Annotated in this window: 14 protein-coding genes; 2 read left to right on the top strand and 12 right to left on the bottom strand. The window is 70.1% G+C overall.

Going from position 1 to position 15,638, the window contains the following annotated elements:
- Nucleotides 1–359: 359 nt before the first annotated feature.
- Nucleotides 360–2,174, bottom strand: a complete 1,815-nt coding sequence (locus AB1609_04060; GenBank protein MEW6045643.1) for a M3 family oligoendopeptidase — start codon at nt 2,172–2,174, stop codon at nt 360–362.
- Between the two features lie 148 nt (nt 2,175–2,322).
- Here AB1609_04060 and AB1609_04055 point away from each other — a divergent pair, with 148 nt between their 5' ends.
- Nucleotides 2,323–2,943 carry a metalloregulator ArsR/SmtB family transcription factor gene (locus AB1609_04055; GenBank protein MEW6045642.1) on the top strand — a complete coding sequence of 207 codons (621 nt, stop codon included), beginning with the start codon at nt 2,323–2,325 and terminating at the stop codon, nt 2,941–2,943.
- 57 nt (nt 2,944–3,000) lie between these two features.
- On the opposite strand, the gene AB1609_04050 is transcribed toward AB1609_04055, so the two are convergent.
- Nucleotides 3,001–3,219, bottom strand: a complete 219-nt coding sequence (locus AB1609_04050) for a hypothetical protein (GenBank protein MEW6045641.1) — start codon at nt 3,217–3,219, stop codon at nt 3,001–3,003.
- A gap of 60 nt (nt 3,220–3,279) precedes the next feature.
- On the opposite strand from AB1609_04050, the gene AB1609_04045 reads away from it, so the two are divergent.
- Nucleotides 3,280–4,710: an ATP-binding protein gene (locus tag AB1609_04045; protein ID MEW6045640.1), complete on the top strand. Its 1,431-nt coding sequence runs from the start codon at nt 3,280–3,282 to the stop codon at nt 4,708–4,710.
- A gap of 17 nt (nt 4,711–4,727) precedes the next feature.
- Here the strand turns inward: AB1609_04045 and purD are convergent, their stop codons facing one another.
- The 10 genes from purD to purE form a co-directional block, all read right to left on the bottom strand.
- On the bottom strand, nt 4,728–6,134 hold the full coding sequence (gene purD, locus AB1609_04040) for a phosphoribosylamine--glycine ligase (GenBank protein ID MEW6045639.1): 1,407 nt from the start codon (nt 6,132–6,134) through the stop codon (nt 4,728–4,730).
- Nucleotides 6,135–6,145: 11 nt separating this feature from the next.
- On the bottom strand, nt 6,146–6,883 hold the full coding sequence (purN, locus tag AB1609_04035) for a phosphoribosylglycinamide formyltransferase (GenBank protein MEW6045638.1): 738 nt from the start codon (nt 6,881–6,883) through the stop codon (nt 6,146–6,148).
- Nucleotides 6,870–8,048 (bottom strand): phosphoribosylformylglycinamidine cyclo-ligase, encoded by a 1,179-nt coding sequence (gene purM, locus AB1609_04030; GenBank protein MEW6045637.1) that lies wholly within the window; start codon nt 8,046–8,048, stop codon nt 6,870–6,872. The genes purN and purM overlap by 14 nt, the downstream gene beginning before the upstream one ends.
- A gap of 15 nt (nt 8,049–8,063) precedes the next feature.
- Nucleotides 8,064–9,539 (bottom strand): amidophosphoribosyltransferase, encoded by a 1,476-nt coding sequence (gene purF, locus AB1609_04025; GenBank protein ID MEW6045636.1) that lies wholly within the window; start codon nt 9,537–9,539, stop codon nt 8,064–8,066.
- The gene (gene purL / locus AB1609_04020) at nt 9,536–11,968 is read right to left on the bottom strand and encodes a phosphoribosylformylglycinamidine synthase subunit PurL (protein ID MEW6045635.1); all 2,433 of its coding nucleotides are present in this window, start codon (nt 11,966–11,968) and stop codon (nt 9,536–9,538) included. Before purL ends, purF begins: the two co-directional genes overlap by 4 nt.
- Nucleotides 11,958–12,716, bottom strand: a complete 759-nt coding sequence (gene purQ / locus AB1609_04015) for a phosphoribosylformylglycinamidine synthase subunit PurQ (protein MEW6045634.1) — start codon at nt 12,714–12,716, stop codon at nt 11,958–11,960. The genes purL and purQ overlap by 11 nt, the downstream gene beginning before the upstream one ends.
- A complete protein-coding gene (gene purS, locus AB1609_04010; GenBank protein MEW6045633.1) occupies nt 12,713–13,048 on the bottom strand; it encodes a phosphoribosylformylglycinamidine synthase subunit PurS in 336 nt (111 codons plus the stop codon). The genes purQ and purS overlap by 4 nt, the downstream gene beginning before the upstream one ends.
- A complete protein-coding gene (purC, locus tag AB1609_04005) occupies nt 13,018–13,845 on the bottom strand; it encodes a phosphoribosylaminoimidazolesuccinocarboxamide synthase (GenBank protein ID MEW6045632.1) in 828 nt (275 codons plus the stop codon). Before purC ends, purS begins: the two co-directional genes overlap by 31 nt.
- On the bottom strand, nt 13,842–15,212 hold the full coding sequence (gene purB, locus AB1609_04000; protein ID MEW6045631.1) for an adenylosuccinate lyase: 1,371 nt from the start codon (nt 15,210–15,212) through the stop codon (nt 13,842–13,844). The genes purC and purB overlap by 4 nt, the downstream gene beginning before the upstream one ends.
- Nucleotides 15,209–15,638 (bottom strand): 5-(carboxyamino)imidazole ribonucleotide mutase (purE, locus tag AB1609_03995; protein ID MEW6045630.1); only part of this gene is annotated, 430 nt, incomplete at its 5' end. The genes purB and purE, both read right to left, overlap by 4 nt.

The following is a 15,638-nucleotide window of genomic DNA, read 5'->3' as shown; positions in this document are numbered from 1 at the left end:
CCTAAAGGGTCAGGCTCGCAGAATTTCTGGACAGCATCTCGACGATAGTCTGCAGGACGGGGAGGCCGGCCCCGCCGAACGAAACCCCGGGGTCGGCGCCCCATGCGCCGGCTACGGCCTGAGGCGCCGGCCCGGTTGCCCATCCGGTGCATAAGGGGGGGCGGGCGCGGTGCCGTACCTTACGCTGCGCCCCGTACGGTGGCTGGCCTGGCTCTCTGTCCGCGGGTGGCGCCTCTACCGGGATCGCGCCGGCAGGTGGTACGTCGTGAATCGTGAGACGGGCCGTGTCCGTGCGCTACGGCCCCGCCGTCCTCCCGGCCACGACGGACTCGCGGCGTAAACCAGAGGGCCTTCTCTTTTCATCCCGTGGCTCGCAGGAAGTCGTCCACGCCGGCGAGGGCCTCCTCAACGGCCTCGTGCCAGAAGCCGGTTCGGGTGAGGTCAGCGCCGAGGTGGCGGCGAGCCAGGTCTTCCACGGTCATGGACCCGCTATCCTTCAGCAGCGCCACGTACCTGTCCGCAAAGCGGCGGCCCTCGGCGCGTGCGCGGGCGTAGATGCCGGAGCTGAAGAGGAAGCCGACGGTGTACGGGAAGTTGTAAAAGGGCGTTCGGGTGAGGTAGAAGTGAAGCTTTGACGCCCAGAACAGAGGATGGTACTGCCCCAGCAGCCCGCGGTAAGCGGCCTTCTGCGCTTCCAGCATCAGGGCGTTGAGGTCGGCGACGCCGAGCGGGCCCTTGCGGCGGGCCTCATAAAACGCCTCCTCGAAGAGGAAGCGCGCATGGATGTTCATGAAGAAGGTGACGGCGCGCTGCAGCTTCTGCTCCAGGAGCTCGAGGCGCTCCCGTTCGTCGGCCGCATGAGCCATCGAGGCGTCGTGCACGATGAGTTCGGCGAAGGTCGAGGCGGTTTCGGCCAGGCTCATGGGGTACCTGCGGGCAAGCACCGGCAGGTCGCGCATGACGTGGGAGTGGTAGGCATGGCCCAGTTCGTGGGCCAGGGTGCGTACCGAGTCGGACGTCCCCCCGTAGGTGGTGAAGATGCGTGACTGCCGGGAGAGGGGGAAGGTGGTGCAAAACCCACCCGGCCGCTTGCCAGGGCGGTCCTCGGCTTCAACCCAGCCTTCCTCGAATGCCTGGCCGGCAAGACTCGCCATGTCCGGGCTGAAGCGGGCGAAGTGGTCCACGATGAACTCCGCGGCCTCGTCGAACGGGATGCGCTGGTCTGGCTGGCCCTCGCTCGCGGGAAGCGGTGCCGTCACGTCGTGCCAGGACAGCGCTTCAACGCCGAGCAATTCAGCTTTGCGCCGCAGGTAGGGGACGAGCCGCTCCTTGCCCTCCTCGACTGCGCTCCACATCGCATCGAGCGTCGCCTGAGAGATGCGGTTGACGTCCAGGGGTTCCTTCAGTACCGACTCCCAGCCCCGGTGGCGGTAGACGCTGAGCCGGTAGCCCGCCAGGTGGTTGAGGGCTGAGGCCAGCAGATCGGCCTGGGCGCCCCACGCCTGCTCCCACAGAGCGAACAGGCGGGAGCGGGCGGCCCGGTCCGCCGTTTGCAGGCGGTTGGCCGCCTGACCTGCCGACAGGTGCACCGTGCGGCCATCCTCTTCGACGGGGATGGTGATGCGTCCCGCCACCAGTTCATAGAGGTCGCCCCAAGCGTAGTAGCCGTCCACCGCCAGATCGGTCACCAGCACTTCCAGGTCCGGCGGGAGCTTCTCCGCTGCCCGCCGCCGCTGCTCGTCCAGGGCGAAGGCAACGGGGCGGAACCGGTCGTCCTCCAGCATGGCCCGCCAGACGGGCTCGGGAAAAGCCAGCAGGCGACGGTCGAAATCCGTCAGAATCGTTGAGAAGTCCGCCTGGAGGCGCGAGAGCCGGGCCACAAGCAGGCGGGCCTGCTCGTCCGTCACGTCCTGGGCCGTCAGACACGTGGCGAAGGAACTGGCCTGCTGCAAGCTTGAGGCCACCTCCTGGATCGCCTCGACGGCCGAATGCCAGACGCCGAACGCGTCCTCGCCGGCGGCGTCGATCCCGGGTGCCGCAAGTCCGCCGATTCGGGTCCGTAGCGCTGCCAGTCCGGCGGTCAATGACTCCAGGTGGCTTGCAAACTGGGGCGAAACGCTACCCCCGGGGAAGAAGACGTCCAGGTTCCATTTCTGCCCGTATGGCCTCGGCATGGCCGGGGTTCACCCTTCCTTTCTACCCAGCCCGGCGACCAGCGGCTAGCCACCGTGCCACCGGCTGACGGTGCGTATCGCGGCTTGTCATGGGCAAACTTATGTGATACACATCTACGTAGATACTTATTGAAGGACTTGATGCCCCTTGTCCACCTCTCTGTCCGGCGTCGCGCCATCGCCCCACTTGCACAGCCTGCTTCGCGTCTTCAAGGCGCTGGCGGACGAAAGCCGCCTCAAGATCCTGGGCATCCTGGCCGGCGGCAGGCGCAACGTCGAGGAGCTCGCCGCGATGCTCGACCTTCGGGCACCCACCGTCTCGCACCACCTCGCGGTGCTGCGGCGGGCCGAACTGGTAGGCATGCGGCCCGAGGGCACCTCTCACGTCTACTTCCTCGAGGCCGAGACCCTGCAGCGCCTGTCGAGGGAGTTCTTTTCGCCCGAAGCGGTGGTCTCCCTCTCACCGCAGATCGAGGGGGACGCCTGGGAGCGAAAGGTGCTCCGGGACCTCTTCGCGAACGGCCGGCTCAAGGAGATCCCGGCCAGCCGCAAGAAGCGGGACGTCATCCTGCGGTGGCTCGCCGGCCGGTTTACGCCGGGCGTGCGCTACAGGGAGGCCGAGGTGAACGAGATCATCAAGCGCTATCACCCGGACTTTGCGACGCTGCGCCGGGAGCTTATCATGAGCCGCCTGATGCAGCGGGAGCGCGGGCTTTACTGGCGAACCGAGCCCCCTGCCCCCGCTGCCACCGGGCCCGGCGTCAGTTGACGTCACCGATGCAGACGGCGCCGTTCGGGGCGAGGCAGCCCAGACCTTCCGGCAGGGTCAGATCCGTCCGCTGACTTGAACGAGGTGGCCCGGGCGAATCTCCCGGACACCGTACAGCCACGCCACCGGGATCCGCTGCCGTTGCCCGTGACGGGCGACAAGCTCGGCCATGAATTCGGTGTAAGCCTGTCTCTGCGCCTCTCCGATGGTCCGGGCCAGCCGGTCGAAGGGGGAATCGGTCAGCGGGTTGACGGAGTCTTGAAGGCCCCACAGCACTGAAGATAGTATAATCCTGATTAGACTAATCAAGCTATAGGAACGAGAGGACCCCCCACCATGGCCCCGGACGTTTCGCGGGCCTTCGTTGATCGCGAATACGAACTCAACCTGCTCGAGGAGCAGTACCGAACGCCCGGTGCCTCCCTTTTTATCCTTTACGGCCGCCGGCGCGTGGGCAAGACCGAACTGCTGCGCCGCTTCGCAGGCGAAAAGAGGCATATCTTCCTCGTCGCCGACCAGGCGCCTCCGGCCGTACACCTTGGGGAGTTCTCGCGACGAACCTGGGCGCTGGTTCACGGCGAGGCGCCGGAGACCTTCAGCTTCCCTTCGTGGGACGCCGTGTTCCGATTCGTTGGACAGACGGCCGCTGCTGAGCCTCTTCTCATCATCCTCGACGAGGTTCCTTACCTGGTCGAGGGCGACAAGTCCCTGCTTTCCGTTCTCCAGCGACTGTGGGACGAGACACTCCGGCACACCCGCCTGAAGCTCGTCCTCTGTGGGTCGCTCGTCAGCTTCATGGAACGAGAACTCCTGGGGCACAAAAGCCCCCTTTTCGGCCGCCGGACGGGCCAGTACCAACTGGAGCCCATGACATTCCGCCAGACCGCGGGCTTCTTTCCAGCCCGGGAGGCGGCCTGGCGGATCGGTGCGTACGCCGTTGTGGGCGGCATGCCCGCCTATCTGAGCCTGTTTGTCGGTGAGGACGACCTGGAATCCGGCCTGGTGCGCCACGTGCTGCGGAAGGGCGGCGTGCTGTTCGACGAGCCGCGCTTCGTTCTCATTCAGGAGTTGCGGGAGCCGGCCTATTACTTTGCCTTGCTCGCCGCCATCGCCACCGGGAAAACCCGCCTCAACGAAATCACGAAGGCGGCCCACCGACCGGATCGCGGCGCAGCTTCCCGGGACCTCGATATCCTGCGCGCCATGGGCCTGGTGGAGCGCGAAGTGCCGGCCACGGAACCGGCGCCCGAACGGAGCCGCCGGGGTACCTACCGGCTGAAGGACAACTTCCTGCGCTTCTGGTTCCGGTTCGTCTATCCTTACCGGACGGAACTGGAAACGGCGGGCCCGGAACTGGTGCTGGAGCGGTTCATCCGCCCGAGGCTGAACGAGTTTGTGGGGCAGGCGTTCGAGGAGATCGCGCGCCAGCATCTGCGGGAGCTGGCGCGCCAGGGCAACTTGCCGTTCCTCCCGTCCCGTATCGGCCGCTGGTGGAACCGAACCACCGAGATCGACGTCGTCGCGTTGAACCCGGAAGACGGCCAACTCCTGGTCGGCGAAGCCAAATGGTGGGCGGCCCCGGTGGGACTCAACGTGCTGGCCGAGCTTGAGCAAAAGGCCCGGGACCTGATCGCCCACTCTTCCGGCCTCTGGAAGCGACCGCCGGCCGTCCATTACGCTCTTTTCAGCCGCTCCGGCTTCACGCCGGAACTGCAAGAGCGCGCTTGCAAAGAACGTGTCTTGCTCGTCGGCCTCGGCGACCTGTGACGGCTTGGGTTTTCGCCTTACTTGCCGATGTCGGTGCGGTACTGCATCCCGGCGAAGTGGACGCGCGCCGCCGTTTCGTAGGCGCGGCGGCGAGCCTCTGCGCGGGAGGCTCCCAGCCCGACGACGTTGAGGACTCGTCCGCCGGCGGTCTCAATCCAGCCGTCGGGTCTTGCGCGACTTCCGGCGTGAAAGACCAGGCTGCGGGGCTGTTCCCCGGAGTCCTCCGGCGGCATTCGTTCAATCACATCGCCCGTACGCGACTTGGCGGGGTACCCGGCGCAAGCCAGCACGACGCAGACTGCGTGGCGAACCTCCGCTTCCGATTCGCCCGCTCGCGGCCACAGGGCATGGGGGCCATCAGGCAGCCGGAAGCCGGGAACTCCAGCAGCGGCCATCAGCGCCTCGGCCAGGCTCTCGGGGTCAACCAGCGGCACCTGGGCCTGGGTCTCCGGGTCGCCGGCCCTGCAGTTGAACTCCAGCACGAACGGGCCCTGCGGCGTCAGCATGAGTCCGGCGTAAAGGATCCCGGTAAAGCGCGACCCTGCCGCTGCCAGGGCCTGCAGCGTCGGGTAAACGATGCGGGAGAGGACGTCTTCAAGGCTGACGTGCGCCTCAGGGTCCTCGGCGGCGCCGCCGCCGGCGTTCGCGCGGGCACCCGCGAGCCGCACGGGGGCGACGGCGCCCATGCCCCCCGTGTTCGGCCCGGCGTCGCCGTCCAGGAGGCGCTTGTAGTCGCGGGCGGGGGGGAGCGCCACGGCCCGTTCGCCGTCGGTGATGACCATGATGGAGAGTTCGGAGCCCTGAAGGCGCTCCTCGATAACGACAGTGCGCCCGGCGTCGCCCAGGCTCCGCCTCACCATCAGCGACTCCACGGCTTCGGCGGCCTGCCGAGCCGTGTCGCAGACTAACGCGCCCTTCCCGGCGGCGAGCCCGTCCGCCTTCACCACCAGCGGCCGGTCGGCCTTACGGACGTACGCCAGCGCCCGCTCCGGCTCTGAGAAAATGCGGAACGGGGCGGTCGGGACGCCGGCGCGGTCCATCAGGACCTTGGCGAACGCCTTGGATGACTCGATGCGCGCCGCGGCTCGAGACGGCCCCACCACGAACAGCCCCGCCTCCCGCAGGCGGTCTGCCATCCCGGCGGCCAGCGGCGCCTCCGGGCCGATCACGACGAGGCCCACGTCCTGTTCCCGGGCGAAGGCGATGAGGGAATCGACGGCGCCGGGGTCGGCCAGCTCGACCGGTACGTTGTGGGGCGTCCCCCCGTTGCCGGGCGCCACCCAGACGCGGCTGAAGCGCCCGCTTCGCTCGAGGGCCCACGCCAGAGCGTGCTCGCGGCCGCCGCTTCCGACCACGAGGGCAGGCGGCAATCGCTGCCCGGTCGGCGGCCGCCCGCCTGCCGCCGGCCGCGGCCGTGCCGGCAAGGCTGCCCCTCTCACGCCGGCACCTCCGGGTGCGTGTCGGGTACATCGGAGACGACTCTGGGCCGGGCCACCCCGGCGGCAGGTGCCTGGCGCGGCAGCGGGGGAGGAAGGATGCGGACCCGCCGCCCGTCAAGGGCAAGGCGGCGCTCGGCAAAGAGGCGAATGACCTCCACGTACAGGCGGTGCTCATGCTCCAGGATGCGGGCACTCAGGCTCTCCTCGGTGTCGTCCTCGTGGACGGCCACCGCGGCCTGCAGCACGATGGGCCCGCTGTCCACGCCCTCGTCCACCAGATGCACCGTGCACCCCGCCACCTTCACGCCGTATTCGAGCGCCTGGCGCTGGGCCTCCTTGCCCGGAAAGGCCGGCAGGAGCGATGGATGAACATTCAGGATCCGGTGCCGGAACCGCTCGACGAACGCCGGGCTCAGGATGCGCATGAACCCGGCGAGGCACACCAGCTCTACGCCCGCCGCCTCCAGCCGGCCGGCCACGTGGAGGTCAAAGGCCTCCCTGTCCGGGAAGTGACGCGGGCTCACATGCTCCGCGGGCACGCCTGCCAGGCGCGCCCGTTCGAGTGCGGGGGCATTGGGGCGGTCCGACAAGACCAGCACGACCCGCGCCGGAAGTTCGCCCCGCCGGCAGGCGTCCAGGATGGCCTGCAGGTTCGTGCCGCGTCCCGAGGCCAGCACCCCGAGCCGCAGGGGAGCCGCCGGCGACACGTCCCGGCCCGCGTCAACCCTCCACAATTTCGACCCACCCTCCGGGCGACGGGCGCTTGGCCGAGGGGCCGAACCGCAGGCGGCGGGCAGGCACCCCGCGCTCGGGGGCTGCGCTACCGAAAGGCGAGGGCATGGCCGCCAGCCGGGCCTCCACGGCCCCGACTTCCTCGACGGTGCCGATAATCCACGCCGCCTGGCCGGCGGCCTGCAGGATGGCCACCGCCGCCTCGGCGTCCGCGGCCCTTACGGCGGCGACCATCCCGATCCCCATGTTGAACACCCGGAACATTTCCTCGGTGCCGATCCCGCCCGTCCCCTGGACCCAGCCGAACACCGGCGGCTCCGGCCACCGGCCGCGGTGAACCACCGCCCGGGTGCCCGGGGGCAGCACGCGGGCCAGGTTGTCCGGCATCCCTCCGCCGGTGATGTGGGCAAGGGCGTGCACGTCCACGGCCGACGCCAGCGCCCTGACCGGCTTTACGTAAATGCGTGTCGGTTCGGTGAGCGCCTCGCCCAGGCTCCGCGCTGGCGCCTGCTCCCAGGGAACCGGAGCCGCCAGGTCGGCCCCCGATGCAGCCAGCACCCGGCGCACCAGCGAGAACCCGTTGGAATGCAGGCCCGACGAGGCCAGGCCTACCAGCACGTCTCCCGGCCGAGCCTGCCCCGAGGGCGAGCCTGCCGTCCCGAGCCGGGCGCGTTCGGCCACCCCGACGCAGAAGCCCGCCAGCTCGTATTCGCCTTCTGCGTAAAACCCCGGCATCTCGGCGGTCTCTCCACCGAGCAGGACGCAGCCGGCCTCCCGGCAGCCCTCCGCTATGCCCTCCACGATGGCGGCGGCCACCGCCTCGTCAAGCCGCGGCATCGCCAGGTAGTCCAGCAAAAAAAGCGGCTCGCCGCCGGCCGAGAGCACGTCGTTCACGCACATGGCCACGCAGTCGATGCCGGCCACCCTGTGCCGGCCGAGGGATGCCGTGAGCTTCAGCTTGGTACCGACGCCATCGGCGCCCGCCACGAGCACCGGGTCCCGCGCGCCGGGCGCCGCTTCCCGCAGCGCCAGCAGCCCCGCAAAGCCGCCGACCCCTTCCAGCACCCCGGGGCGGCCGGTGGAACGGGCCAGGCTCTCCAGGCGGCGGACGAGGTCGCCTTTCCTCTCCAGGTCAACCCCCGCCTCACGGTACTGCGAGCTTTCCACGCCTCTCTCTTCTCCCTACCGCGCCGGGCCTGCCGTACCCGTTTGTCGTGCCGGCTCCAGGGCGAGCTTGTCGGAGGCGCCCTCAACCGGGACCGGGTACCGCCCGGTAAAACACGCCACGCAAGCCGGCCCGCCCAGCACCCTCAGCAGCCTCTCCAGCGACAGGAAGGCCAGGCTATCGGCGCCAATCGCCTGCCGGATGGCCTCGACGGAGTGCTCCGAGGCGATGAGTTCGTCGCGGCGGGCCGTGTCCACGCCGTAATGGCAGGGGAACCGGTACGGCGGCGAGGCGATTCGCACGTGAACCTCGGTGGCGCCCGCCTGGCGCAACAGCTCCACGATGCGGCGGGCGGTGGTGCCCCGAACGATGGAGTCGTCCACCAGCACCACCCGACGCCCCTCGACCACCTTGCGCACCGCATTGAGCTTGGCGTTGACCGCCAGCCGCCGCTGCCCCTGCGCCGGCTGGATGAAGGTGCGTCCGATGTAGCGGTTGCGGATGAGCCCCATCTCGAACGGAAGGCCAAGCTGTTCGGCATACCCCATGGCCGCCGACAGGCTGGAGTCGGGAACGCCCGTTACCAGGTCGCCCGGCGCGGGGTGCTCCCGGGCCAGCGCCCGCCCCATCTCCTTGCGCAGGGCGTGAACGCTCTCGTTGAACAGCACCGAATCCGGGCGCGCCAGGTAGATGACCTCGAACGCACACAGCCCGCCCGCCTCGCCGGCGGCCGCGTGGAGCCTTGCCACCGTGCGAATGCCGTGCTCGTCAATGCGTGCGACTTCGCCGGGTTCAACGTCCCGGACCCACGACGCCCCCACCGAATCCAGGGCACAGGTCTCCGAGGCGGCCACCCACACCGGCCGGCCGTTGTCGGGGTTTGTCGCCACGCCGAGGCTCAGGGGTCGGATGCCCAGAGGGTCCCGCGCCACCAGCACCCCGCCGGGGTCGAGCAGGACCAGCGCCCAGGCACCGGCGATCTGCCGGGCGGCCGCCACCAGTGCCGCTTCGGCCGGCCCGCCGTGACGCGCCACCAGGTGCGAAACGACCTCCGTGTCGGTCGTGGTCTGGAAGATGGCGCCGCCCTCCTCGAGCTGATTGCGAAGCGCCGCAGCGTTCACGAAGTTGCCGTTGTGGGCCACGGCCAAAAACCGCCCCCTGAACCGGCTAAGGATCGGCTGGGCATTCTCCAGGCGGGATGCGCCGGTGGTGGAGTAGCGCACGTGGCCGATGGCGACGTGGCCGGGGAGGTGCGCGAGCTGCTCACGGCTCAGCACGTCGGAGACGAGCCCCATGCCCCGGTGCAGGTAAGCCCGCCCGTGGCCGTCCATCGACGCGATGCCCGCGCTCTCCTGGCCGCGGTGCTGAAGGGCAAGCAGCCCCCACTGCGCCACCGAGGCGGCCTCCGGGTGCCCGACGACCGCCACCACGCCGCACTGATCCACAGCCTCCCGCCGCCCCTGCCCCAGCAGACGGGCCCGCCTCCGCCTCACGGCCGGGTCGCCTCCTCCAGCGCATGCTGCCAGCCTGAACGCAGGTGAGCCGTCGGCTCGTCCAGGCAAACGCCCCGCCCCGCTGCCGACAGCTTGAGCCTGCCCGGGACCACGCGCCCGATCACCCGCACCGCCACGGGGCATGGCGTGCCGCCGCCCTCCGAGGCGCCGAGCCCCTCGATGTCGTATCGGGCAGCCAGCATCTCGAGCTCGGGCAGGGCTTCGGGCGTTGCCGAGGCGATCCACGCAGGCCCGCCCGCACCGAAGAGCAGCGCCTCCAGCGAACGCGAAAGCTCCGGCAGTTCCACCTCAAAGCCGTCCGCCCCGCGGGCAGCAGCGAACGCCGCCTCGCAAAGGGCCTGCGCGAGGCCTGCCCGCCCCACGTCGTGGCACGAACGCAGAAGCCCCTTCCGCCCGGCTTCGGCCACGAACGCCCCGGCGCGCGCCTCGAACCGCAGGTCGGCTTCCCACTCCTCGGGCTTCAGGTACAAAGACGGCCGCCCGATGAGCAGCACCACGTCCCCGGGGCGCTGAAAGCCAGAGGGCACCGGCCGTCTGCCGTGGATGAGCCCCACCATGCCCACGATGGCCGTGGGGAGGATTGCGCGCCGCCGAGCCGGGCCTGAGGCCGGCTTCGACCCCGCGGCGGTCTCACTCCCTGATCCCCCCGCAACCGTCTCGTTGTAAAGGGAGACGTTGCCCCCCGTGACGGGGATGCCCAGCGCCGAACAGGCGTCGGCCATTCCGGCCACGAGGTCGGCGAGCGCCTGCATGACCTCCGGCCGCTCGGGGTTGCCCAGGTTGAGCCCGTTGGTGATGCCGGCCGGCTGCGCCCCGGCGGCGGCCACGTTGCGGGCGCCTTCCAGTACGGCCTCGCACCCGGCGGCGTAAGGGCTCCACGCGGCCAGCCATTCGGCGCCGTCAACCGACAGGGCCACGAGCGGAAGCTCCAGGCCGTCTCCGCCCGCCTCCACCACCCGCACAACCGCCGCGTCGTGCCCGGGCGGCAGGACCGTGCGCACGCCAACCATGTGGTCGAACTGCTCGTAGATCCAGGCCCGGCTGCCCTGGTCCGGGGACGAGAGCTGCGCGGCCAGCCGGCGGGTGACCCACGTGCGAAGCGAGGGCCCTGCGGCCGGTACATCCAGGGCTCGGGCGCTTGCGGCCTCTGGATTCCCATCCTGCCTGGCTGAGGCAGCATCTGCCTGCTCTGCCTTCGCGGGGGGGCGTCTCGGTTCAGGCGCCGGGTAGCGTGGCGCTCCGTCGGCGAGAAACTGCGCCGGCACGTCGGCCACGAGCTGCCCCTCGGCCCATACCCGCAGCCGGCCTGTCCGGGTCACCGTGCCGATGGGCGCCGCGGGCAGGCGCCAGCGGGAGAAAATGCGTTCCACCTCGGCCTCGCGCCCGGCCTGCACCACCAGCATCATGCGTTCCTGGGATTCGGAGAGCATCACCTCGAACGGGGTCATGCCTTCCTCACGGCGCGGCACCCTGTCGAGGTCGATGTCGATGCCCGTCCCGGCGCGGGCAGCAAGTTCAGATGCGGCCGCCGTGATGCCGGCCGCCCCGAGATCCTGGATCCCCACGACCGCGCCGGTCTCCAGGGCCTCCAGGCACGCCTCGATGAGCAGCTTCTCGGTGAACGGGTCGCCCACCTGAACCCTCGGCCGCTGCTCGCCGCCCTCGTCCGCCCGCAACGTCCGGGAGGCGAGCAGCCCCGCCCCGTGGATGCCGTCCCGGCCGGTCCGGGAACCGACGAGGTAGACCCGGTTGCCGGCGCCTTCCGCCCGCGCCCTGGCCACCCGGTTGGCCCGTACCAGCCCCACGCACATGACGTTCACCAGGGGGTTGGTGTCGTAGCAGGGCTCGAACGCCACCTCCCCGCCTACGGTCGGCACGCCGATGGCGTTGCCGTACCCGGCGATGCCGGCGACGACCTCGCGCAAGAGGTAGCGGTTTGTGGGCGAATCCTCGGGGCGTCCGAAGCGCAGCGAGTTGAGCAGCGCCACCGGGCGGGCGCCTGCCGCCAGCACGTCACGAACGATGCCGCCCACCCCCGTGGCGGCGCCCTGATAGGGCTCCACGTACGAGGGGTGGTTGTGCGACTCCAGCCGCACCGCGACGGCCCACCCGCCGCCGGTGTCGATGATGCCGGCGCTCTCGCCGGGGCCCATGAGCAGGCGGGGGCCCCTGGCCGGAAGCCGCTTGAGCGCTTCTTTGGAGTGCTTGTAGGCGCAGTGTTCGGACCAGGAGACGGAGAACATTCCCAGTTCTGTCCAGGTCGGCGCCCGGTCCAGTTCGGTCCGGATCCGCCTGAACTCCTCGTCCGTCAGCCCCAGGTCACGCCACCGCCCGCCGGCCTCGATGGATCGGGTGGGCGGGTCTCCAGGCCAGTCCACGGGCGCTGTCAGGACGCTCTCAGCGGCCACCGGCAACGACCTCCCGGGCTGCGGCCCTCGAACGCAGCCACTCGCCCAGCGACAGCCACATCCGCAGCCCGTCGTCGCTGCCCAGTACGGCTTCAGACGCCCGTTCCGGGTGGGGCATGAGGCCCAGCACGTTGCCCTGCGGGTTGGTCAGGCCCGCCACGGCGCCCGCCGACCCGTTGGGGTTGAACTCGTCGAATTGCCTGGCATCCTGCCCCTGAGGGCCGCAGTAGCGGAAAGCGACCTGCCCCCGGGTTTCAATCACGTCCAGCTCTTCCGGCCAGGCGAAATAGTTGCCTTCATAGTGGGCGATGGGCAGGGTCAAAACCTCGCCCCGGCGATAGAGCCCCGTGAAAGGCGTGTCGGTCCGCTCCACGCGGACCCTGACAGGCCGGCAGATGAACCGCAGCGTGCGGTTGCGCCGCATGGCCCCAGGCAGAAGTCCGGCTTCCAGCAGGATCTGGAAGCCGTTGCAGATCCCCAGGACGGGCATACCGGCCCGCGCGCGCTGCGCCACTGTCCGCATCACCGGCGCGAACCGGGCGATGGCGCCGGTGCGCAGGTAATCCCCGTACGAGAATCCACCGGGCAGCACGACAGCATCGATGCCCGACAGGTCCTCCTCCTCGTGCCAGACCGGGATCGCCGCGAGCCCCGCCTCCGGGCCGGCGGCGCGGTTGATGGCGTGGATGACGTCCCGATCGCAGTTGGTGCCCGGGAACGTCACGACGCCGACCGTGGCCGTGCTCATCGGTTGGCGCGCGCCTCCGGCCGGCCGCCCGGCCGCCCCTGGGCCCGTGCTGCGCCTACCGCGGCCGGGGCGCCGGGGACGGCGCCGTTCAACGAAAGCTCGAACTCCTCCACGACCGGGTTCGCCAGCAGGCGATCCGCCATGGCTCGTACCCTCTCCAGGGCCTGGCTCTCGCTTTCGGCTTCGACTTCCACGGCGATGCGCCGGCCGATCCGCACCGCAGCCACTTCGGCGAAGCCCAGCGCCTGCAGGGCACTTCGCGTCGCCTCCCCGGGCGGGTCGAGCACCCCCCGCCGGGGCATCACGTGGACGTAGACGGTGTATCGAGACACCGCGCCGCCTCCTCGATGCGCCGCCGCACCTCGGCATACGTCTCTTCGACCCGCCCGAGGTCGCGGCGGAAGCGGTCCTTGTCCATGCGGTCGGCGCTGGCCACGTCCCAGAAGCGGCAGGTGTCCGGCGAGATCTCGTCGGCCAGCAGCAGTGCTGCCCCGGCCTGCCCGCCCCGCCCGGCCTGTACGCTGCGGCCGAACTCCAGCTTGAAGTCGATGAGTTCAAGGCCGGCGCGCAGGGCAAGCTCCCGCATCGCCCGGTTCGCCTCGAACGCCAGGTGTTCGAGCTGCTGGAGCTCCTCGGCGCTCGCCCAGCCCAGCGCCTCGGCGTGGTGGGCGTTCACCCACGGGTCGTGGAGCGCATCGTTCTTGTAGAAGAGTTCTAGCACGGGGCGGCGCAGCGGCGTCCCCTCTTCGAGCCCCAGCCGGTTGGCCAGGCTTCCGGCGACCCGGTTGCGCACGACCACTTCCAGCGGGATGATCTCCACCGCCCGCGCCAGCATGACGGTGGGCGACTCCAGCCGCACGAAGTGCGTGGGCACGCCAGCCCGCTCCAGCGCCCGGAAGAACGCCGCCGAAATGGCCGCATTCGCCTCACCCTTGCCGGCGATGACGGCCCGCTTCGTCCCGTCGAACGCCGTCGCCTCGTCCGTGAAGTCGATGAGGCGAAGCGCCGGGTGACCCTCCACTTCGTAGACCGCTTTCACCTTGCCCCGGTGCACCAGCCGGCCTGCACGCACCGGGTCGGCCGGAACTTCCTCCCCCTGCGGTCGCCAGATCGGTTCCGCAGTGTTCATGGTGCTCCCCCTTCTTGAGGCACCCGGTCCTCTGGACCGGTCAGGCCATCAATTCCAAGGCGTTCAAAGATGGTGTCCACCCGCTCGAGAAAGGCGGAAAGTTCGAATGCGGCTTCCAGGCGAAGGCGGCCTGCCGCGGCAATGAGTTCGGGGTCGGAAAGGATGCGGTCTTTGAATGTTGGAGGAACCGACGCCCTGCCGGCCGCTGACGCCGCATCCCTGGCCGCCATGGCGTGGGCCTGTACGCGGGTATAGGCTTCCTCGCGGCTCATGCCGGCTTCGACGAGGGCCAGCATGACGCGTTCGGAGAAGATGAGGCCGCCCGTGGCGTCGATGTTGGCCCGCATGCGTTCGGGGTAGACGCGCCAGTTTTCCACGATCCGGGTGAACAGATCCAGCATGTAGTCCGCCAGCGTGGTGGCGTCGGCAAGCCACACCCGCTCCGTTGAACTGTGGGAGATGTCCCGCTCGTGCCACAGCGCCACGTTCTCAAACGCCGAAGCGGCATAGCCCCGCATGAGCCGGGCCAGGCCTGCGATGCGTTCAGAGCGCATCGGGTTGCGCTTGTGGGGCATGGCCGACGAGCCGCGCTGGCCCGCCGGGAAGGGCTCCTCCAGTTCGCCGACCTCGGTCTGCTGCATCAGGCGGACCTCGGTGGCGAAGTTTTCCAGGCTGGCGCCCAGAATGGCCAGGGCAGCGGCCGCCTCGGCGTGGCGGTCGCGAGCCACCACCTGGCTCGAAATGGGAGCCGGGCGCAGGCCCAGGCGTTCGCAGACGTACGCCTCGACGAACGGATCGACGTGCGCAAAACTTCCGACGGCCCCGGAGATCTTGCCGACCGCGATAGCGCTTCGGGCCTGCCGCAGACGCTCGAGGTCGCGGCCGAGCTGGTCCCACCACCGGGCCAGTTTCAGGCCGAACGTGATGGGTTCGGCGTGAACCCCGTGCGTGCGGCCGATCATCGGCGTGGAGCGGTACTTCACCGCTTGTTGGGCCACCGCCCGGCGCAGGCGCTCAACGCCCCGGATGACGTGGTCCATGGCCTCGGCCGCAAGCGATGCCAGCGCGGTGTCCATGACGTCGGACGACGTCAGCCCCAGGTGCAGGTGGCGGGCGTCGTCCCCGACCGTTTCCGAGACGGCCTGCAAGAACGCGATGAGTTCGTGATCGGTGACCCGCTCAAGCTCCCGGATGCGTTCGACGGACAACGCGGCCTGCTGGCGCAGGCGGCGGGCTGCATCGCGAGGAACCCGGCCGAGTTCGGCCCAGGCCTCGGCGGCGAGCAGCTCCACCTCGAGCCACCGGCGGTACTGGTTTTCCTGGGACCAGAGCGCGGCCATGGCCGGGCGGGTGTAGCGGTTGATCACCGGGCATCGCCCCCCGCGCCCGAAGCGTTGCTTTCGAGAGCGGCGAGCAGCCGGCGTTCCCGTTCGGCAACCTTCTCCCCCTGCTCGCGCCGGAATGCTTGCAGCCGCTCGGCCAGCGCCGGGTCGGACAGGGCGAGGATTTCTGCTGCCAGCAGCGCCGCATTGCGAGCGCCGTTGACGCCCACGGCCGCCACTGGCACCCCCGGCGGCATCTGGGCGATGCTCAGCAGGGCGTCGAGGCCTTCGAGCGACGCGGCGATGGGTACACCGATGACAGGAAGCGGCGTCCAGGCCGCAATGACCCCCGGAAGGTGCGCCGCGCCACCGGCGCCGGCGATGATGACCTTGAGGCCGCGTCCGGCGGCGGTGCTGGCCCACCGTTGGACGCGTTCCGGGGTGCGGTGCGCAGACGCCACGGCCACCTCA

Source organism: Bacillota bacterium (assembly GCA_040754675.1).
Taxonomy (GTDB): domain Bacteria; phylum Bacillota; class Limnochordia; order Limnochordales; family Geochordaceae; genus Geochorda.
Note: the sequence above shows the minus strand (reverse complement) of the source record. Positions and strands in the feature narration are given on the sequence as shown.

Excerpts from the sequence above, each read along its gene's own strand:
- AB1609_04060 (MEW6045643.1), bottom strand. The coding sequence starts at position 2,174 with ATGCCGAGGCCATACGGGCAGAAATGGAACCTGGACGTCTTCTTCCCC.
- AB1609_04045 (MEW6045640.1), top strand. The coding sequence starts at position 3,280 with ATGGCCCCGGACGTTTCGCGGGCCTTCGTTGATCGCGAATACGAACTC.
- purQ (MEW6045634.1), bottom strand. The coding sequence starts at position 12,716 with ATGAGCACGGCCACGGTCGGCGTCGTGACGTTCCCGGGCACCAACTGC.
- purC (MEW6045632.1), bottom strand. The coding sequence starts at position 13,845 with ATGAACACTGCGGAACCGATCTGGCGACCGCAGGGGGAGGAAGTTCCG.